Source organism: Microcoleus sp. T3_B1, from assembly GCF_036700445.1.
GTDB lineage: Bacteria > Cyanobacteriota > Cyanobacteriia > Cyanobacteriales > Microcoleaceae > Microcoleus.
This window is the reverse complement of record NZ_JAUBOX010000012.1, coordinates 16,491-34,762: the sequence shown is the minus strand read 5'-3', so window position 1 is coordinate 34,762 and position 18,272 is coordinate 16,491. Positions and strand designations below refer to the sequence as shown.

Below are 18,272 nucleotides of genomic sequence, written 5' to 3'. Positions count from 1 at the left end.
ATAATGGCGAGCAAATAAATGAGTAATTCTTATTTTGCCATAATTTTTGTACTTCTTTTGTGTAGAAACCTGGCGGTTGAAAATGCAGCTACACAAACAAAGAAACTTCATCCCTTCTTTATTGCCATTATAGTTAGTTGCTTAGGCGGTGGAGTCTTGGGAGGAGTTGCTTGGCTGATTGATCGTAAAGTGTTAAAACCATCATCCGCGCAGACAAGTTTACCTAGTTCCGAAAATCAACATCGCTCTATTGATGTGTAACCTCCCTCTGCTTTCGGGTTAATTGCATTCAACCCATCGCCCGAATCAATATCTAGTCGATCTAAAGTTCTCGCATCTAGTTTCAACAAAGGCATGATTTGGTCGTATTTCTGCCATTTACCTCTAGGAAAACCCCCAACAGCAAAATCAAAAAATCCATGTTCCATAGAGAATATGCCACCGCGTTCATACATTAGGATTAGCGGTTCGTAGGGTTCAGGTAGAGTAAATTCACTGACTTTTGGTGAATTTTTCGCGCTATCCCAATGAAGGAACCACTCGCAGGTTTTCTCAATAATACCCGCCACATAAAACGGTGTCTCTGTGAAATGAGTCTTAAGCACTTTAACCTTAGTTTCATCGGCATCTAGAGAATCAATATGAGCCGCCACATCAAAAAACGGCCATTCATCCGTACAATCTAAAGCCTTGGCCCACAGTGCAGCACGTCTCAAGTATTCTCGCAAAAGGGCAATGTGAGAGTTAACGCGACTATCGTCTGGCTCCCATTTAATTGCTAAAATTCGCTCTAGTGCAGTGTCGGTAATTGTTTTCGCAGTCATATTCTTTCTCTAATAGCTTCAAGCAACTCATCAAGATTCGAGAGGTTGTCCGCAAGCCTCAGTCCTTCCGCTGACTTACCTATTATGTTAACCCAGTGGGAAAATGGATTGGGCTTGCTGGTATGAGGAGCTATATCGTGTGCTCCGAAATTCTCCGGGGTTGGCCAGTTGCCAAAACCATACATGGGATGGTCTATCCAAGCTTTAGGCGATCGATAAGGAAGTCCATCAGCCATTAGTGCTTGCTCTATATACTCATGGGCTATCAACCGTTTAAACTTGTTAAGTTCTCTCGGTTGTAGCTCACCATTTTTTGCACTTATCCATAAATCAGCAATCTCACCATCGGGTGTAAAATTACCTCGGACATGACTAATAGTATTTGTCTCATCATTGGGAATGTCAAGCTCGTGTTCCTTGATAAATATGTGCTCTTTTACTTGGCGGATAATTTGTTCAGAAATCTCTAGATAATTAGCTATTGTATACACATCATCCGTCATGGCGATAATTTCTGCATATTGACGGATTTCTTTCTGATTAGCCTCCCCAAAATATTGTGGCACTATCCAACACCATTCTCATTATTACTCTTTGACAACATCCATCAACTCTTCAATCAAAACATCGAGGGTGCGAGCTATTTTTTGAATGGATGTGATATCAACCGTTGCTAGTCCTTCCGATCGAGCATAGTGCCTGACTGTGCTGTACGGAACCTCGGATCGATCGGCAACATCCTTTAGCGTCCATCCTTTTTCATCAGCCAACTCTCGGATTCGGAACCTAACTAACCCCATTCTACTTGACAAACGATAACTATCTATGTTTTTAATTCAAACACAATAGTCGATCGACAGTTAAACAGTATTTTGTAGGGTGCGGATCTGTCAGAAGTTCGTGAAGCGAAGCTATCCCGTAGGGAATCGCACTTGAGGATATCGGATGAATCTGCACCCTACCGTACTCGCGCACAATCAAAGAAACCGGGTTTTTTCCCAAATCTTCCCACCGTAACCAAATATTCTCGCAAAAACCCGGTTTCTGCCCACCCACCCATCAAAAACAAAACAACTGCCGACAGCCAAAACCGTCAACAGTTGTTTTTTATATTCAATGCGGATGGCGAGACTCGAACTCGCAAGGACATATTGCCACACGCACCTCAAGCGTGCGCGTATACCAATTCCGCCACATCCGCTCTTTCTGGCAATCTCCGGGATTTTTGCGTTACCAGTTAAAGATTCACAGGTTGAGGTTCCTGACATTTAACTTGTAACTTGCCCTTTGACACCGCCGATTTACAATCATAGCACCACTACCAGCAAAATGTAAAATAAATTTTTGTGAACAATTTCTGGAAAACGATTATCCAGAACATACCGAAAGGCATTATTGTACAGAATATTGAGTGAATTAAGCAGCGAAGATGGGGTTCTCGAAAATTTTAATCGCTAATCGGGGAGAAATAGCTCTCCGCATATTGCGGACCTGCGAGGAAATGGGGATTGCCACGGTCGCCGTACACTCCACCGTAGATAAACACGCCCTGCACGTCCAGTTGGCAGACGAAGCCGTTTGCATCGGCCCCCCCACCAGCAGCAAAAGCTATTTAAACATTCCCAACATCATCGCGGCTGCCCTGACACGCAACGCCGCAGCCATTCACCCCGGTTACGGCTTCCTCGCCGAAAACGCCCGATTTGCCGAAATCTGCGCCGACCATCAAATTACCTTCATCGGGCCCTCTCCGGCAGCAATGCGGGCGATGGGCGACAAATCCACCGCCAAAGAAACTATGCAGCGAGTGAAAGTCCCCACAGTTCCCGGTAGCGGTGGATTGCTGGCGGACGATCGCGAAGCTTTGGCGATCGCCCGCGACATCGGCTATCCTGTGATGATCAAAGCCACCGCCGGCGGTGGAGGCCGCGGGATGAGGCTAGTCAAAGAAGCATCCGAACTCCCCAAACTATTCTCAGCAGCCCAAGGCGAAGCCGACGCAGCCTTCGGCAACCCCGGACTTTACCTCGAAAAATTCATCGAAAAACCCCGGCACATCGAAATCCAAATCCTCGCCGACAACTACGGTAACGTCATCCACCTCGGCGAGAGAGATTGTTCGATTCAGCGCCGACACCAAAAACTCCTCGAAGAAGCCCCCAGCCCCGCCCTCAGCCAGAAACTGCGAGATCAAATGGGTCACGCCGCCATTGCCGCTGCCAAATCCATCAACTACACGGGTGCGGGCACTGTCGAATTTCTGCTTGACAAATCGGGCAAGTTCTACTTCATGGAAATGAACACCCGCATCCAAGTAGAACATCCCGTCACCGAGATGATTACAGGCCTCGACTTGATAGCCGAACAAATCCGCATCGCCCAAGGAGAAAAACTGCAAATCAAGCAAAACCAAGTAATTCTCAACGGCCACGCGATCGAGTGCCGCATCAATGCTGAAGACCCCGATCGCAATTTCCGACCCCACCCCGGCATAATCAGCGGTTATTTGCCTCCCGGTGGCCCTGGCGTGCGGATGGACTCTCACGTTTACACCGATTACGAAATACCCGCTTACTACGATTCTTTAATCGGTAAAGTAATTGTATGGGGGCGCGATCGACCGACCGCCATCCGCAGGATGAAACGGGCATTGCGGGAATGCGCCATCACTGGCGTTCCTACCACCCTGGGCTTTCACCAAAAAATCCTCGATTCCCCCGAGTTTCTCAGCGGCGAAGTTTACACGAATTTCGTCGAACAGTTCTTGAACCAAAACAGTCATTAGTCAGTTGGCAGTTGGCAGTTGTCAGTTGGCAGTTGTCAGTTGTCAGTTGTCAGTTGGCAGTTGGCAGTTGGCAGTTGGCAACTAACCCATGCCCCATGCCCCATGCCCCATGCCCCATGCCCGCTGACTCTTACATCATCATCGTCAGCAGCCCTTGCTGGCCGAGAATCATTTCTCGCAGCAAGCTACAGATACCCACCCAAATAATCGGCGTAATGTCCACCCCGCCGATCGGCGGTACAATCTTTCTAGTTACGGCTAAAAAAGGTTCCGTCGGCCAAGCAATCAGACTCAACGGCAACTTGCTCAGGTTCACCTCGGGATACCAAGTCAGGACGATCCGAAAAATAAACAGCAAGGTCATCACGACTAGGACAGAGCCCAGAATCCAACTTGCAACGGTAATACCAGTCATGGGTCTTATCTCGAAATTTTAAGTTTTGTTAAGTCTGCTATTCATAATTTTAACCGTTTCACAGGTGCGATCGAAAGTATAAAATTAATAAAAATCAAATTGTTGTAACAAAGGCTTTGAATCTATGACTCCTTCTCTCGCGAACTTTTTGTACAGCCTGCTGGTGGGCGTGGTGGTAGTAGTGATTCCAGCAACCATCGCCCTGATCTTCATCAGCCAAAAAGACAAAATCAAGCGCACCTAAAAAGTCAGCGGGTTTCTAAGTCCGGCGCTGCAAGTCAATTGTGGGCTACAAGTCGGGCATTTCCCCGATCCGAGAAACCTCGGCTGCCAGCAACTGTCAAGGCAAAACCTTCAGTTGACTGCCAAGCTGAGGTTTTTTCCCGTTAAACTCATTATTATACTACTCACTTCCCAAGCTGAAACCCTGACCGGACGCTGCCCCAGAAAGCACAGTCGGGCTGACAGACTTAATGATAGATGTAAAATCTAACTCGCTAACATAGGAAAGACATAGGAGATAGGCTAATGGTCAATTTAGGATTGAACTGGAGCAGCCTGTTAGGGATTATCCTAGCAGTAGCAGGGGCAGGACTGTATTTTCTGCGATCGTGGCGTCCCAAACTAGCCCGAGACCACGATATTTTTTTTGCAGCAGTCGGCTTGCTGTGCGGCGGTATTCTGTTATTTCAAGGGTGGCGGCTTGACCCAATTCTGGCATTCGGTCAATTTCTGCTCAGCGGTACCGCCATATTTTTTGCAACAGAAAGCATTAAGCTGCGAGGAGCGACCACAGCCCAAGCCAAAAGTCGCGCCCAATACGTAGATGAAGAGCGACCGGTCAGCAACGCCTATGGTTACGACGGCTATGATTCCGAAATGGAACAGCTAGAACCAGAGGAAGACTATCCGCCGCGTCCCCGCATCAGAGGCAGCCAAGACTACCGTTCCTCTCGGGAAGCCTACGACGACGAACCCCGCCGCCGCCCCTCGAATCGCAACGGCAGCGTTAACACCGGACGGCCCGACTCGCCCGATCGATCCTCGCGCAAACGTCCCTCTCGCCCAGAAGCCCCGCCCGCCCAAGAGTCTGACAACTGGGACGTTTCAGACAACCCCGAAGAAAGACCGACCCGCAGCCGCAGCAGTCGCCCCCCTGCTTCGGAAAACCGCAGTTCCGATACGCCGCCGAGAACCAAAAAACCCCGTCCTACGGAATCATCGAGGTCTCGCCCCAGCAACCGCGACGTGGAAGCACCGCCGTCAGATTACGTGGAATATCGACCTGTAGAATACCCGGAAGACCAACCGGATAATTCCCCCAGTTTCGACAAATAGGCAAACACTAAGTAGATGGGTGAAACTAAACATTTATCCCGTAGCTCTGGCTTGGGAAACCGCAGAAATCTAAGTTGCGTTTATTGATACCCATCTACTTATTATCCGATATTAAACAACTTATTAAAAAGACTCTAAATTGCGAGTTTAAAACCGCAGAAAAACGCAGATATACACAGATATAAGCTAATTTTTGTATAAAGAAACAATATTAACATACCGAATATGTGGAACTAATCGACAGCATAATAATCTAAATATAAAATCCCAATTATTAAATCAGCAAGATGCCATTACTCGAAATAGGAGATCCGGCTCCCTGGTTTTCCATTCCTTCTACAAATAACCCCTTATTTCATTTCCAGACTGTTGGCGGCCGGCGCGTCGTGCTGTTTTTCTTTGCCAGCGCAGCTTTTGAACAAATCCAAGTTATCCTCAAAAGCTTTCAAGAGCTTTCAGAAGAATTCCAAAGCTTGCAAGTACCGCAGTTTGGAGTGAGCGTTGACCCAGCAGACAAAGAACAAAACAGACCAACAACAATTGCTCCGTCATTCATCTTTTTCTGGGACTTGGATAAAACAGTCAGCCAGCAGTACGGTGTTTTCCGAGATGTCGAAGAAAATGGAGTTGCCGGAGTTCACTATGCACCACAAACTTTTGTTCTCAACGAAAACCTTCAGGTAATTAATATTTTGCCGATGGGCGAACCGCACCAACACGCCCAACAAGTATTAGATTTTCTCAAAACTTTACCCCCAATTGAGGAAGCCCGATCGGCCACTCGCCACGCCCCGGTGTTGGTAATTCCTAACGTTTTGGACAAAGCATCTTGCCGCAGTTTAATCGATATGTACAAAAATCACGGTGGCAGTCCTTCCGGCTTTATGAGGCAAATAGGCGGGAAAACAGTTGGCCTGCACGACGACACTTTCAAGAAGCGCCGCGATTTCTTTATTGAAGACCCGAAGTTACAGCAGCGATTGAGTGCGATTATTTGGCGCCGGGTGCGGCCGGAAGTAGAAAAAGCTTTTCAGTTTACAATTACCAGGTTTGAGCGGTATTTGATAGGTTGTTACGATGCTGACAGCGGCGGTTATTTTCTGCCGCACCGCGACAACACTAGCAAAGCTACGGTGCACCGTAGGTTTGCGATGACGCTAAACTTGAATGTGGGAGAGTACACGGGGGGATTTTTACGGTTTCCCGAGTACGCGCCGCACGGTTATAAAGGCGATTCTGGCACGGCGATTATTTTTTCGTGTTCTTTGCTGCATGAAGCGACGCCGGTGATTAGCGGCCAGCGTTTTGCTTTGCTGTCTTTTTTCTACGGCAATGAGGATGCTGCGCTACGACAAGCTAATTTTAAGTATTTAGCTGCTGATTCAGATTCCCGAATTGGAGAACCGGCGTGAGGAATGTCACTACCGTGGTGCAAGTCTTAAAATAATTACAGAAGGTAGTTAGCGGTTAAGCACAAAACCTAATTCCTAGCTACCCATCGCTAAATACTAAATCGATCGCCATGAATTTAAAACTTCTAACTTTAGCAGTATCGGGAATTTTAACGGTTGGGGTAACAGCCAGCGCCAGTGCGGTTGTTACGACATCCCCTGGGCGGCAATCAACAGATTTAACAGAATTTAACTCGGTGCATTCCCAGGGTGCGATCGCCCAAAATGTCGCAGAACAAACCAATATTCGGGTCTACGAAAAGGCCAGTCCGGCGGTTGTTACCGTCGATACCGGTAAATCTAAGGGCAGCGGCACAATTATCAGCCCTGACGGCATGGTGTTAACGACCGCCCACGTCGTTTCGGCCGGCGGTACCGTGAATATAATTCTGGCAGACGGCAGAAAACTTGTCGGCGATGTTGTCGGATTCGGCGAAGAAGGTCTAGACTTAGCCGTGGTTAAGATTCGCGGTCAAAACAATTTGCCGACCATTCCTTTAGCCCGTCCCGGTTCGGTGAAAGTCGGGCAACAAGCATTTGCGATCGGCAATCCCTTCGGTCAACTTCAAGGTACTTTTACAGTCGGAATCGTCAGCCGCATCGACCTTTCTCGGGGCTTAATTCAAACCGACGCCGCCATCAATCCCGGCAATTCTGGAGGGCCGCTGCTCAACAGTTCTGGAGAATTAATCGGCGTCAATTCTTCTATTTTGACTCGCGATCGGGGTGGAGGTAATATCGGTATCGGTTTTGCAATTTCAGCAGACAAAGTACCCGCTTTCCTGACAGCGGTACGAGAAGGGCGAGCTCCCCGCGTGGCTCAAGCCCGATCGCCCTTTGGTGGCAACAAATCACCTGAAAAACTCGCGCTCAACGGGCCCGCCATCAGCGGTAAACTCACCGACAATTCTAGCGTTCTGGCCGAAGACAACAGCTTTTTTGACCTCTACTCCTTTGAGGGAAAAGCGGGCCAGCAAATCACAATAGAAATGAAAAGTCAAGAAATTGACCCTTATTTAATATTGCTCGGGCCCAACCAGCGCCGAATCGCGCAAGACCATGACGGAGCCGGCAGTAAAAACGCCAGAATTACAGTCAGGCTGCCAGCAGACGGCACTTACACGTTAGTGGCAAATTCCTACGAAGCTAGGCAGTCGGGGGCTTATACGTTAGAACTGAAAGCGAGTGCTACCGCGCCTTCTCGGGCGATTTTGCAAGAAGAAGGCGCTTTAGTCGCAGGCGGCCCAGTATTGCCGTCTGACAACAGTCTGTATCGAGAGTATACTTTTGAAGGTCGAGCTGGTCAGTCTGTAGCCATTTCCCTCGAAAGTACAGATTTCGAGCCGTATGTGGCTATCATTGGCCCTAACGACCGATTACTGGCACAAAATGACGAAGGGAGCGATTCGACTAAAAATGCGTTTCTAAGCGTTACTTTGCCCGCTACGGGTCGCTATCGCGTATTTGTCAATGCTTACGATGCTTCGGGCCGGGGTCGTTACACTCTAACTGTCCGGTGAAAATTGGGCATGGGGCATGGGGCATGGGGCATGGGGCATGGGGCATTGGTAGCACCTAACAAATAATCCATGACTACTGACTACTGACTACTGACTTCTTCCTTCCTTCTTCGTTGCAAATCGAGGTAATTCATGCGTCAAGTTAGATTTTGGGCGATCGCGCCAATTGCTCTGGTAGCTACTTTTTCTGGCAAGCCGACTGTCTCCCTGCCAGTTTCCAATTTAGGTGGAGTTGCTAACAGTAGTTCCACCCTCATTTCAGCAGAATTTCCTCAAAATTTAACTGATGCGAAGCCTGCTGGCAAGGCGGTTTTAGCTCAAGCAAGCCCCAACCCGTCGCCATCACCACAAAGTTCGCCAACTCAGAGCCCAAGTGTAGAACCTCGATCGAGTCCTGATGCGGGTTCATCTAAGGTAATTTTAGAGCAAAACGGAGAACTCAGCCCTGCTAAGTCTTCTGTACTGCCCTCGGACAGCAGTTTGTACGACGAGTATACCTTTGAAGGCACTCAGGGTCAAAAAGTGATTATTACCGTAGAAAGTACCGAGTTTGATACTTATCTCGCTATTTTCAACTCCCAGGGGGAGCTACTTGGAGAAAATGATGATGCGACGCAGCAAAATTCCAATTCAGAGCTTACTGTTACCTTGTCTGCGAACGGTCGCTATCGCGTCATTGTCAACGCTTACGATCCGCCTCCAAAAGGTAGAGGCAAGTACAGTTTGACCGTCCGTGAAACAACTGGAAATTAGTTTGATATCATGTCTGCTCGAACGATTAAAAGGGCGGGTTTTTGAGATTGTCAATTATTGGCAGATATTTTTCGTGAACCCGCCCCTACCGTATTAGGGGCCATCGACCGAACAGAATATGAACGAAACTTCGGATTCAGGGCACGGCAATGCCGTGTCCCTATAATTCAAGGACGATCGCGCTACAAGTAACTACTATTAACTTTTGTAAATTTATATGTTGGCGTGCAACTATAAAACTCATAATCTTGTACATCTAATTTTTACACCAGTAAAGTTAAAAATTTGGCATTTAACTTACGGGTTCCCAGCGACAGATAGACTCTGGTTTGAGCGGGCAAATTTTGGAAACGATCGGGTTGAGACCGAGGGAGAGAAAAGTTAGTTTAGTCAAAGATGCTAGCGGTTTGATGTCACCGATCTGATTGCTTTCGAGTGTGAGTCCCGTCAGATTAGTCAAAGATTGTAAGGGTTTGATGTCGGTGATTTTATTGTTGATCAGACCGAGTTCAGTCAGCCTAGTCAAGGATTCTAGCGGTTTAAGGTCGCTGATTTGATTGGCACCGAGGTGGAGTTCAGTCAGCTTAGTCAAGGATTCTAGCGGTTTGAGGTCGCTGATTTGATTGGCGCCGAGGTCGAGTTCTGTGAGTCGGAAAAGTTCTCGATCGGCCTCATCGCACTCAGTAGTCCTTGCTTTCTGCAACAGCACCTCAACAGTATGTTTAGCTTCAAGACTCAAATCAGCCTTTTTGCGACACCAATCCGCAAATGTTTGTCCACTCTTTCCGGGTTGCCTCTTTGCGACTAACGGGGAAGGTTTATTGAATTCGATGATTTCATTGCCACTGAGGACGAGGTGTGTCAGTTTAGTCAAAGATTTTAAGGGTTTGATGTCGCTGATTTTATTGTCACCCAGATCGAGATCGATTAGTTTAGTCAAAGATGCTAGCGGTTTGATGTCGCTGATTTGGGTAAAGCTGAGGTCGAGTTCAGTCAGCTTAGTCAAAGATTGTAAGGGTTTGAGGTCGCTGATTTTATTGCCTCTGAGGTTGAGTACAGTCACATTAGTCAAGGATTCTAGCGGTTTGATATCGCTGATTTTATTGCCTCTGAGGTTGAGCACAGTCAGGTTAGTCAAGGATTCTAGCGGTTTAATATCGCTGATTTCATGGCTGCGGAGGCTGAGTTCCGTGAGCAGAGAAAGTTTCTGATTAGCCTCATCGCATTCAGTAGTCCCTGCTTTCTGCAACAGCACATCAACAGTACGTTTAGCTTCAGGAATCAAAGAAGCCCGCTGGCGACACCAATCAGCAAATGTTCGTCCACTGTTTCCCGGTTTCGGTTCGGAGATTAAGGTGGAAGATCCATTTCCGCATGATGCTAGGACGATCGCGCTACAAGTAACTACTATCCACTTGGGTAAATTCATATGTTTGTATGCCACTATAAATGTTATAATTTGGTACCTCTAATTTGATAAAGTGTATTTCCAATAACTCTTAAAAATCAAAAGAAAGCTGAAATATAGATAATTTTTCAGCTTCCTTTTTTAATTGATTTTGATTAATTTAACGCAGGCCCAGCCAGGTAAAAAAATCCTGACGGGTGAAGAATTCTAGCAGCAAAAGTCCCACGAATCCCACCATCGCAAATCGTCCGTTGATTTGTTCGGCGTAGGCATTCCACCCAAAGGCTGGTTCTGGTTTTGGGGTATTTGGGGTTGTCGGTTTTGAGGATGGAGGAGTTTGAGCAGTCATTGAAAAGTTTTAAGTTTCGTGTTTTGAGTGATGAATTGTGGGAAGCTTTACGATCGCACAACTTGTAATTTACCAGGAAAATGCCCGCCGATCGCTAATCTGCTGACTTTTCTAAACTTTGAACCGATTCGATCAGATTTCGCACGGTTTCGGTACCTTCTGAAGGCTCAAAAAACAGCGGGAACTTGCCGCGAGCGATCATTCTCAAACCCAACGGGCCCAGACTCAGCAAACCTTTAACGTCGCGGAAGTAGTTTCCTACTACTTCGATGCCAAATTTGCGCTCATCTATCCAGCCACCTTCTTTGACGAGATCGATTAAAACTTTGCGATGGCGGATCGATCGACTGGCTTGGTCATCTTTGCGATCGAGAATCTCCTGTTTAATCTTACCAATTTGATCCATCGGCGCAACTTCCATCGGACAAACCGAGTTGCAGTAGTAACAGCGCGTGCATCCCCAGACGCCTGCGGTGCCTTCGTTGTATTTTTCGAGCCGATTTTCGGTTTCGCTGTCGCGGGAGTCGGCGATCGTGCGGTAAGCTTTGGCGAGGGCGTGGGGGCCGACAAATTCCGGGTTGACTTCGCGGGCGTTGCACTCAGAATAGCACGCGCCGCAGAGGATGCAGTTGCCGGTTTGGTCGAGTTTCGATCGCTCTTCTGGAGTTTGCAGAAATTCGCGTTCTGGAATTGCTCGCGAGGCTGTGCTGACATAGGGTTCCACTGCTTCCAGGTTGTCCCAAAAACTGGTCATGTCAACAACCAAATCTTTAATTACTGGCATATTTCCCATTGGGGCTACCGTGATTTCTGGAATGAAATCGGCCGGCCTTTCTGCTGAGCTGGAATCAGCTATTTTTTGCAATCTTGCGAGTTCGCTGGCTACATTTTCTTTGCAAGCTAATGCCGATCGACCGTTAATTCGCATAGAACAACTGCCGCAAATTGTATTGCGGCAATTTTTGCGAAAAGCTAAAGTGCCGTCGTGTTCCCACTTAATACTGTTGAGGCAGTCTAGGATGGTATTGCTCTCTTCCACATCTAGGGTGTAAGTGTGAACCCGGGGAGCCTCGTTTTGATTTTGGCGGACTACGTTAAAGCGGACTTTCATATTTTGAGTAAGGAATTTAGTTTCTATTTTAAGCTAAATTTTTGGTCTCTCTAGAAACCTATTATTTTTTTAACAACTACCGAAAGTAAGAGATTTTAAAAGTTTTATTATTGTTTGATAAACATCAATAATTCTAAAGTTATAAATCATAAATTGCAACTTTTTTAAGCGGATTTGTGAGCTATTAATTGGAGATAAAAGTAATTAATCGCTGCAATTCGCTAGTCGGAGGTGCGTGATGTCCAGCTTGTTTGTATTAACTTTCATGTTTTCCACACCGGCTTTTTGTCTGGGTCTGCTAAATCCTCAATGGGTGGGACTGGGAACTCGCCAGCGATCGGCTGCCTTGTACGGCGGCTTGATGGCAGTTTCGTTCGTTTTGCTTGGGGTTACAGCACCTAAGCCGCCGCAAGCAGTTTCATCGGGGCTGCTGGCCTCAAGTGAATGGCCAGAATTGAGGGTCAGCGCACCTTTGCGCTGAAAGTAGCTGGGGGTATGCTTCTCACTTTTTTGGCAGCATTACAAGAAATTTTACCAGGAGTTACGCCCGGTTGGGGCGAGAAACTTAGTTTTTTAAGAAAAATACTTGGTTCTACTAATTTACTGCAATTAAAAACCCAGGTTTCTAGGCGTCGGAGTGCGCTCGCGAACTGTAGGAAAAAATCGTGGTCTTAGCAAGGAGAAATACGATCAGAAACCCGGTTGCACCAGGGTCGGGTGTCCAACGTCCTAGTTTACTTCGTAAATCATAGGGATTTGTGAGTTTGCCTGCGGATAAATAAGGAAGTTAACTTCTCAGGACTTACGCACAGAAATTAAAGAAATCGGGTTTTTAAACAAATATCCTTCGTGCTTTACCTCGGATTTTGCTAAAAGAAACCCGGTTTGTGCGTCCTGGATTACTTCTCTCTTCTACTGGTAAAAATCGCTATGTTTAATTTTTTCATCTTAAGCTTTCTATTGTCGATACCTGCCTTTTTTCTGGGTATTGTTAATCCGAAATGGGTGGGTTCACCAACCCGCAAGCGATCGGCCGCGATGTACGGCGGGTTGATGGCGGCTTCGTTTGTACTTGTGGGCGTCACCGCACCCCCTCCGTCTCAGGAAGTTTCGGTGGCGCTTCCGGCCCCAACCGATCGGCTAGAATCCTCTCAAACCGCTAAGCCATCACCGCTTTCGGCAGTGCCGACACCCAAGTCTCAGACTGTGAAAACGCCGACACCAACACCGAAACCTGCCATTTCTACTCCCGCACCTGCACTTGCCAAACCAGAGCCCGATCGCAAATTGCCATCTTCAGTCAAATCTGTTGAACGAACCGCAGAGATTGCTCTTGATGCACAGCAGCCAAAAAAAGATACCAAGAAAGTTATTGACCGAGAAAATGGGATGCAAGCCCCGTCCTTTTAGGACGGCTTTATGCTATAGTTTAATTGGTTGAAATCCCCACCTAAGATTGCAGCGATATATACTCATCTTGAGTTGAAACCGGGACTGATCCAGTAATAGGGAAAGACCCAAGGGCAATGGTTAAAATCCAACCTGGAAGCAAAACAAAGTATTGTTAATGTTTTTCAAACAAAACGATACATATAGTCGGGATAGGGCATTGCCACGACTTAAAATGAACATGGAGGCGCTCGTAAGACTACTTCGGTAGCATTGGTCGATGAAGTGTTAAGAATCCTCTCGCCTTTAGGCAGGGGAGTATGTCAAGAGTCTTCTAAACCAAAGGTTAAAAGTGCCGATTTTCCGAGTTGCGTTAACTCGGATTGCAACTGTTCGGACTTTGCGACTCAAGCTGAAGCACAGCGAGTTTTAGAGGCATATCCGGGCGATCCTTTTAAGCTCGATCGAGATCAAGACTCGATCGCTTGCGAAACGCTGGGTTAGATTTAATCTGCCAAAATCCTCGGTTAATGATGAAGGCTTTTTTCGGTGATTGTACGAATTGAAGAAGGCAAATCGATCGGCTAAAATTGTCTAATTGTTGAGCTTGCGGTGCGGGTGCAGCTATGACTTACAGCTTGAGAATTGTCGATTTGCCAACGAGTGAACGGCCACGGGAACGGTTGATGGCGGGTGGCCCGAAAAGTTTGGCGACTGCAGAATTGATTGCGATTCTCCTGGGTACTGGTCAGGGCCCCGGCAAACTTTCGGCCGTCGGGCTCGGACAGTATATTTTAAATCAGTTGAGTTTGCACCACCGCGATCCTCTGGCTGTGCTACGCACTATTAGCGTTCAGGAGTTGACGCAGATTCACGGGATTGGCCCTGCTAAGGCGACTTCGATTTTGGCTGCGGTGGAGTTGGGGAAGCGGGTGTTTCAGTCGCGGCCGCCGGAAATGGCTGTGGTTGACTCTCCCCAAGCGGCGGCGGATGCCCTGAGTCAGGATTTGATGTGGCAGTCTCAGGAACGTTTTGCTGTGGTGTTGCTGGATGTGAAAAATCGGCTGCTGGGTACTCAGGTAATTACGATCGGCACAGCAACGGAAACTTTGGCTCACCCACGGGATATTTTTCGCGAGGTGATCCGCCAGGGGGCGACGCGGGCGATTATCTCGCACAATCACCCATCGGGGATTGTGGAACCAAGCCCAGAGGATATTGCTTTGACGCGACAGTTGCTGGCGGGAGCGCAGTTTTTGTCGATTCCGCTACTGGATCACTTGATTTTGGGGAATGGCGATTTTCTGAGCTTGCGGCAGACGACGACGCTTTGGGAGGAGTATCCCCAGGGTGATTGAACTCTTCTACTTAACTAATTTCATTACTATCATTAGTTATTTGTATCTTTGGGCTCTGCGACGGCTGAATCAGCCCTGACAGCAGGCAAATTTTCCGGCTGGAGTTCCCCGCTAGAGCCTGTTTTGGCTGAATGTCGCTGCTGATACTGCGTTTCGAGCACAACTGGGTTAATGTAGTATAGGTAGGCTGAAGAGGTCGCTAATCCGATTTTTTTTGAGCATACTAAACGTATACTGAACCAGCACCTAAATACCCACTTATTAAGAAATTATTAAATGGGATGTAAAATACACGGTGTGGTGATAGGAGGAGAACTGTGTTTCTGAGACTTGCAGAACAACACCGTAAATTCGTTCAAGATTTGGTAATGAACCTCCAAGCTTTAGCGATCGTGCTAGAGCATCGGGGTTATCTGGCATCCTGCTACACTTGCGGGGGTCAGATGAACAGTGCCTCATTTATGGTCAGTTTGACGGACAACCATCTGATTCGATTTTTAGTGTCAGATTACGGTATCACTTGGACTGAGATGCGGGACGACCGCGAACTGATGAAACTAGAAGGTGCAGAAGCGATTAATCAGTTACAAGAACTGGCAAATCTCGTAAAGTATCAAATCCAACCTTCGGAAGCTACTTTAGCGACGGCGCAGTGAGTGTAGCGATTGCACGGTTCCGAGGAAGGCGACGCAAGAAAGTCACTGCTTGTCTGCTAAAACCGAATCCCCAGCTAGTTAGTTGAGAGGGTTCATTTAGGTGCACAGCGATGGCTGCTCAACAGCCAAGGGTGCTATCAGGGTGCCTTGAGACAGTTTAGCGATCAGTCGATCGAAGTGAGCCTGGGCAGACGGCATACTTTATGCCAGAAGTCTCAAACTTGGAACCTCTAGTTTTTTTCAGCAGTTGATTCTCCCTTGAGAACGATTAGCAAAATGTAGAAGTGTGACGGTTCGTCGGCTGCGATGTTAATTTCTCACTTGGCCATTCAAAAGTCAAGGAATTGAAATTAACTTTGAGCAGGCAGGTAAAATTTAACATCCAGAGTGAGGATGAGGCTGTGAAGATTGGGCAAAAGGCAGCCCACGGGGTGTGATGTGCGGGCGAATGGCGTTTATTTTTGCTCTTAGATTTAGCCTATCAGGCTAAGAATTAACTTGAAGCAGCATCACTGCTGTAAAACATCTCACAGCCGGCCCAAGCCGGCTAAGTTTTGCCTATATCCAGGCTTCGGCGCAATGTTTGACCATCATGTTAGATAGATTCTGGTTGCACTCCTCCGGAATTGTTGACTGTTGACTGTTGACTGTTGACTGTGAACCCAAAAACTGAAAATTGTGCTTCTATTTGGTTGCAGATTGAAGGAGACTTTACGCTCGACGATGAAGCAAGGATTTGATATTAAACAGCTCTTAGAAATCGCGATCGCACTTGCTACACTAATATTTTATAATATTTTAATGATTAGTCCGAAAATATTTATCGCCAAGTTTGGAGTCAGTATCAAATGGTAAATTTAAGCGAACTACTAGAACCCATCGCCAGTCAATTTCGCAGTCTAGGAATTCCCGAACCAATTACCCATTGGGGACACCCTGTAATGATGGGGATCGTGGTAGTGGCGATGGGCAGTTTTGTCGGGTATACGGGATGGCAGGGACGTTTGGCCACAGATAAAGATGTCGCACTCACAAGTCGCTCGGATCACCGCAAGCTTGCACCGTGGATGTTTCTGTTTCTAGCTTTGGGCTATACAGGCGGCTTGCTGTCGCTGGTGATGCAGCACCAGCCAGTCATGGAAAGCCCGCATTTTTGGACGGGTTCGGCAGTGCTGGTTTTGCTGGCTATTGGCAGCTTGATTTCGCTAACGGGTTTTGGGGGCAATAAGCTAGCACTGCGCGCGGTTCACGCTTATTTAGGCACGACGGCCCTTGCACTTATGGTGCTGCACGCGGCTTTCGGTTTAAAATTGGGGCTGTCTATTTAGAAGAAGACTTATTAGGCAGTGGTAGTATTGTAAAACTTCATTGAGTTTATAAGCAATTATAAACAATAATGGTATTCTATTGTTGTGAGTGTTGAACAAGGAATACGCATAGCCCAAAAAACGCAAGTCTCAAATGCAACTAACACAGAGGCACATCATTAAATCGACGGAACACCGTTTCGCCCAAATAGACGAACTAGCTTTCAAGTCCAAAAACCTCTACAATGCCGCCAATTACGTCATTCGTCAGAGCTTTATTTATGGATGGGGTTATGTCAGTTATAACGAAATGAACCGATTGATGAAGTCTCACGAAGCATATAAGGCTTTGCCTGCTAAAGTAAGTCAGCAAATCTTGATGGTGCTAGACAAGAATTGGAAATCGTTTTTTGAAGCCGTTAAAGCTTACAAAGCTGACTCTTCAAGATTCACGGGTAGCCCAAAATTGCCAAAGTACAAAGATAAGACTAAAGGGCGAAACCTTCTCGTCTACACGATTCAAGCAATTAGCAGCAAACAGTTGAAGAAAGGAATCATTAAACTTTCCGGCACTGAACTTTCAATTAAAACCAAACTCAATCCCAACCTGATTTGTCAAGTTAGACTGGTTCCGAAATGTGATGCCTATGTAATTGAGGTGATTTATGATGAAACGGAGTCCACCCTTGGCAATGCCAACTCTGTAGCTAGTATTGATTTGGGACTGGATAATTTAGTGGCGTTAACTTCAAATCAACCGGGATTTATCCCTTTGTTGATTAACGGGCGACCATTGAAATCGATCAACCAGTTCTACAACAAGCGGAAAGCACGATTGCAATCCCACTTAAAAGGGAACCGCAAAACGTCACCCCGGATTCAGCGCTTAACTCGTTGTCGCCATCAAAAAGTTGATAATTACTTGCATCATGCTAGTCGCGTGATTGTTGACCATTTGGTAGTGAACCAAATTGGAACGCTGGTCATCGGCAAAAATGCACAGTGGAAAACCGAAATTAACTTAGGTAAGCAAACCAACCAAAACTTTGTCAACATTCCTCACTCTCGATTAATTGAGATGTTGGAATACAAAGCTCGGCTGGCGGGAATCAAGGTAATTGTGCAGGAAGAATCCTATAGTTCACGGGCCAACTTTCTGGGTCTAGACCCAATTCCTGTTTACGGAACAACTGATAAAGAGCCTGTGTTTACTGGTAAGCGTATCAAGCGAGGTTTGTACAAAACATCGGTTGGTCGGTTAATTAATTCCGATGTGAATGCAGCGTACAATATCCTCAGAAAAGCAATCCCAAATGCCTTCAGCGATGGGATAGGGAGCTGCGTAGTTCAGCCGAGGCGGGTTAATCCGCTCAAAGTAAAAGTGAAGGGGGAGGGACTTGAAGCCTCCCATGCCTATAAATGACTATACTTTTACCAGCTATATGTAGGGTCGCAATGTGTACCCTACATACAGAGGTTATATGAAATCCTCTCTTCATCGGCATTATTCGTCTCTCTCTCTTCTCTTCCTCTGCGTTCTCTGCGTTCTCTGTGGTTAAATCATTCCGATATAACCGGAATTGATATTATGTGTTCTGGACTGAAACC

Annotated in this window: 21 protein-coding genes and 1 tRNA gene; 14 read left to right on the top strand and 8 right to left on the bottom strand. The window is 46.9% G+C overall.

All coding sequences use genetic code 11. The annotated features are described in order from the left end of the window. The first annotated feature begins 18 nt into the window (after positions 1 to 18). Positions 19 to 261: a hypothetical protein gene (locus QT990_RS09065; RefSeq protein WP_333109561.1), complete on the top strand. Its 243-nt coding sequence runs from the start codon at positions 19 to 21 to the stop codon at positions 259 to 261. On the opposite strand, the gene QT990_RS09060 is transcribed toward QT990_RS09065, so the two are convergent. The 4 genes from QT990_RS09060 to QT990_RS09045 form a co-directional block, all read right to left on the bottom strand. Then, the gene (locus tag QT990_RS09060; protein ID WP_333109560.1) at positions 237 to 824 is read right to left on the bottom strand and encodes a hypothetical protein; all 588 of its coding nucleotides are present in this window, start codon (positions 822 to 824) and stop codon (positions 237 to 239) included. The two genes, QT990_RS09065 and QT990_RS09060, sit on opposite strands and share 25 nt — an antisense overlap. Further along, a complete protein-coding gene (locus QT990_RS09055; RefSeq protein WP_333140024.1) occupies positions 821 to 1,390 on the bottom strand; it encodes a hypothetical protein in 570 nt (189 codons plus the stop codon). Before QT990_RS09055 ends, QT990_RS09060 begins: the two co-directional genes overlap by 4 nt. A gap of 21 nt (positions 1,391 to 1,411) precedes the next feature. Continuing rightward, positions 1,412 to 1,624: a helix-turn-helix domain-containing protein gene (locus QT990_RS09050; RefSeq protein ID WP_332973393.1), complete on the bottom strand. Its 213-nt coding sequence runs from the start codon at positions 1,622 to 1,624 to the stop codon at positions 1,412 to 1,414. A 317-nt stretch (positions 1,625 to 1,941) separates the two neighbouring features. Then, positions 1,942 to 2,025 (bottom strand) — tRNA-Leu (locus QT990_RS09045). Between the two features lie 228 nt (positions 2,026 to 2,253). Between QT990_RS09045 and accC the strand changes: the two genes are divergently transcribed. Next, a complete protein-coding gene (accC, locus tag QT990_RS09040) occupies positions 2,254 to 3,609 on the top strand; it encodes an acetyl-CoA carboxylase biotin carboxylase subunit (protein ID WP_333140026.1) in 1,356 nt (451 codons plus the stop codon). A gap of 130 nt (positions 3,610 to 3,739) precedes the next feature. On the opposite strand, the gene QT990_RS09035 is transcribed toward accC, so the two are convergent. Then, positions 3,740 to 4,024 (bottom strand): YggT family protein, encoded by a 285-nt coding sequence (locus QT990_RS09035; RefSeq protein WP_006634856.1) that lies wholly within the window; start codon positions 4,022 to 4,024, stop codon positions 3,740 to 3,742. Between the two features lie 124 nt (positions 4,025 to 4,148). On the opposite strand from QT990_RS09035, the gene psbX reads away from it, so the two are divergent. From psbX to QT990_RS09010, 5 genes are all read left to right on the top strand, one after another. Next, positions 4,149 to 4,268 (top strand): photosystem II reaction center X protein, encoded by a 120-nt coding sequence (gene psbX, locus QT990_RS09030; protein WP_190741405.1) that lies wholly within the window; start codon positions 4,149 to 4,151, stop codon positions 4,266 to 4,268. Between the two features lie 284 nt (positions 4,269 to 4,552). Beyond that, the gene (locus tag QT990_RS09025; protein ID WP_333411337.1) at positions 4,553 to 5,362 is read left to right on the top strand and encodes a Ycf66 family protein; all 810 of its coding nucleotides are present in this window, start codon (positions 4,553 to 4,555) and stop codon (positions 5,360 to 5,362) included. Between the two features lie 287 nt (positions 5,363 to 5,649). Next, positions 5,650 to 6,774, top strand: a complete 1,125-nt coding sequence (locus QT990_RS09020) for a redoxin domain-containing protein (RefSeq protein ID WP_333140032.1) — start codon at positions 5,650 to 5,652, stop codon at positions 6,772 to 6,774. A gap of 110 nt (positions 6,775 to 6,884) precedes the next feature. Then, positions 6,885 to 8,333, top strand: coding sequence for a trypsin-like peptidase domain-containing protein (locus QT990_RS09015; RefSeq protein ID WP_333305776.1), 1,449 nt, complete (start codon positions 6,885 to 6,887; stop codon positions 8,331 to 8,333). Between the two features lie 132 nt (positions 8,334 to 8,465). Further along, complete coding sequence (locus QT990_RS09010) at positions 8,466 to 9,086, top strand: pre-peptidase C-terminal domain-containing protein (RefSeq protein ID WP_333140036.1); 621 nt, start codon at positions 8,466 to 8,468, stop codon at positions 9,084 to 9,086. Positions 9,087 to 9,378: 292 nt separating this feature from the next. On the opposite strand, the gene QT990_RS09005 is transcribed toward QT990_RS09010, so the two are convergent. From QT990_RS09005 to QT990_RS08995, 3 genes are all read right to left on the bottom strand, one after another. Next, entirely contained in the window at positions 9,379 to 10,515 is a 1,137-nt protein-coding gene (locus tag QT990_RS09005) for a leucine-rich repeat protein (protein ID WP_333300243.1), read from the bottom strand. Between the two features lie 139 nt (positions 10,516 to 10,654). After that, positions 10,655 to 10,843 (bottom strand): chlorophyll a/b-binding protein, encoded by a 189-nt coding sequence (locus tag QT990_RS09000; protein WP_333140040.1) that lies wholly within the window; start codon positions 10,841 to 10,843, stop codon positions 10,655 to 10,657. A 94-nt stretch (positions 10,844 to 10,937) separates the two neighbouring features. Further along, positions 10,938 to 11,954, bottom strand: coding sequence for a succinate dehydrogenase/fumarate reductase iron-sulfur subunit (locus tag QT990_RS08995; RefSeq protein ID WP_333140042.1), 1,017 nt, complete (start codon positions 11,952 to 11,954; stop codon positions 10,938 to 10,940). A 238-nt stretch (positions 11,955 to 12,192) separates the two neighbouring features. Here QT990_RS08995 and QT990_RS08990 point away from each other — a divergent pair, with 238 nt between their 5' ends. From QT990_RS08990 to QT990_RS08960, 7 genes are all read left to right on the top strand, one after another. Then, positions 12,193 to 12,435, top strand: a complete 243-nt coding sequence (locus tag QT990_RS08990) for a hypothetical protein (RefSeq protein WP_333305779.1) — start codon at positions 12,193 to 12,195, stop codon at positions 12,433 to 12,435. Between the two features lie 449 nt (positions 12,436 to 12,884). After that, positions 12,885 to 13,364, top strand: coding sequence for a hypothetical protein (locus QT990_RS08985; RefSeq protein WP_333465146.1), 480 nt, complete (start codon positions 12,885 to 12,887; stop codon positions 13,362 to 13,364). Positions 13,365 to 13,628: 264 nt separating this feature from the next. Further along, the gene (locus tag QT990_RS08980; RefSeq protein ID WP_333140048.1) at positions 13,629 to 13,847 is read left to right on the top strand and encodes an excalibur calcium-binding domain-containing protein; all 219 of its coding nucleotides are present in this window, start codon (positions 13,629 to 13,631) and stop codon (positions 13,845 to 13,847) included. A gap of 122 nt (positions 13,848 to 13,969) precedes the next feature. Further along, positions 13,970 to 14,701 (top strand): RadC family protein, encoded by a 732-nt coding sequence (gene radC / locus QT990_RS08975; protein ID WP_333140050.1) that lies wholly within the window; start codon positions 13,970 to 13,972, stop codon positions 14,699 to 14,701. Between the two features lie 317 nt (positions 14,702 to 15,018). Next, a complete protein-coding gene (locus tag QT990_RS08970) occupies positions 15,019 to 15,357 on the top strand; it encodes a DUF1815 family protein (RefSeq protein ID WP_015176985.1) in 339 nt (112 codons plus the stop codon). Between the two features lie 848 nt (positions 15,358 to 16,205). Then, complete coding sequence (locus tag QT990_RS08965) at positions 16,206 to 16,685, top strand: DUF4079 domain-containing protein (RefSeq protein ID WP_333140054.1); 480 nt, start codon at positions 16,206 to 16,208, stop codon at positions 16,683 to 16,685. 133 nt (positions 16,686 to 16,818) lie between these two features. Further along, a complete protein-coding gene (locus tag QT990_RS08960) occupies positions 16,819 to 18,087 on the top strand; it encodes a transposase (protein ID WP_333140056.1) in 1,269 nt (422 codons plus the stop codon). Positions 18,088 to 18,272 lie beyond the last annotated feature (185 nt).

What these genes read in the sequence shown, in the direction of transcription:
- QT990_RS09065 (WP_333109561.1), top strand. Translation starts at nt 19, where the DNA reads ATGAGTAATTCTTATTTTGCCATAATTTTTGTACTTCTTTTGTGTAGA.
- QT990_RS09060 (WP_333109560.1), bottom strand. Translation starts at nt 824, where the DNA reads ATGACTGCGAAAACAATTACCGACACTGCACTAGAGCGAATTTTAGCA.
- QT990_RS09050 (WP_332973393.1), bottom strand. Translation starts at nt 1,624, where the DNA reads ATGGGGTTAGTTAGGTTCCGAATCCGAGAGTTGGCTGATGAAAAAGGA.
- accC (WP_333140026.1), top strand. Translation starts at nt 2,254, where the DNA reads ATGGGGTTCTCGAAAATTTTAATCGCTAATCGGGGAGAAATAGCTCTC.
- QT990_RS09035 (WP_006634856.1), bottom strand. Translation starts at nt 4,024, where the DNA reads ATGACTGGTATTACCGTTGCAAGTTGGATTCTGGGCTCTGTCCTAGTC.
- psbX (WP_190741405.1), top strand. Translation starts at nt 4,149, where the DNA reads ATGACTCCTTCTCTCGCGAACTTTTTGTACAGCCTGCTGGTGGGCGTG.
- QT990_RS09025 (WP_333411337.1), top strand. Translation starts at nt 4,553, where the DNA reads ATGGTCAATTTAGGATTGAACTGGAGCAGCCTGTTAGGGATTATCCTA.
- QT990_RS09020 (WP_333140032.1), top strand. Translation starts at nt 5,650, where the DNA reads ATGCCATTACTCGAAATAGGAGATCCGGCTCCCTGGTTTTCCATTCCT.
- QT990_RS09015 (WP_333305776.1), top strand. Translation starts at nt 6,885, where the DNA reads ATGAATTTAAAACTTCTAACTTTAGCAGTATCGGGAATTTTAACGGTT.
- QT990_RS09010 (WP_333140036.1), top strand. Translation starts at nt 8,466, where the DNA reads ATGCGTCAAGTTAGATTTTGGGCGATCGCGCCAATTGCTCTGGTAGCT.
- QT990_RS09005 (WP_333300243.1), bottom strand. Translation starts at nt 10,515, where the DNA reads ATGAATTTACCCAAGTGGATAGTAGTTACTTGTAGCGCGATCGTCCTA.
- QT990_RS09000 (WP_333140040.1), bottom strand. Translation starts at nt 10,843, where the DNA reads ATGACTGCTCAAACTCCTCCATCCTCAAAACCGACAACCCCAAATACC.
- QT990_RS08995 (WP_333140042.1), bottom strand. Translation starts at nt 11,954, where the DNA reads ATGAAAGTCCGCTTTAACGTAGTCCGCCAAAATCAAAACGAGGCTCCC.
- QT990_RS08990 (WP_333305779.1), top strand. Translation starts at nt 12,193, where the DNA reads ATGTCCAGCTTGTTTGTATTAACTTTCATGTTTTCCACACCGGCTTTT.
- QT990_RS08985 (WP_333465146.1), top strand. Translation starts at nt 12,885, where the DNA reads ATGTTTAATTTTTTCATCTTAAGCTTTCTATTGTCGATACCTGCCTTT.
- radC (WP_333140050.1), top strand. Translation starts at nt 13,970, where the DNA reads ATGACTTACAGCTTGAGAATTGTCGATTTGCCAACGAGTGAACGGCCA.
- QT990_RS08965 (WP_333140054.1), top strand. Translation starts at nt 16,206, where the DNA reads ATGGTAAATTTAAGCGAACTACTAGAACCCATCGCCAGTCAATTTCGC.
- QT990_RS08960 (WP_333140056.1), top strand. Translation starts at nt 16,819, where the DNA reads ATGCAACTAACACAGAGGCACATCATTAAATCGACGGAACACCGTTTC.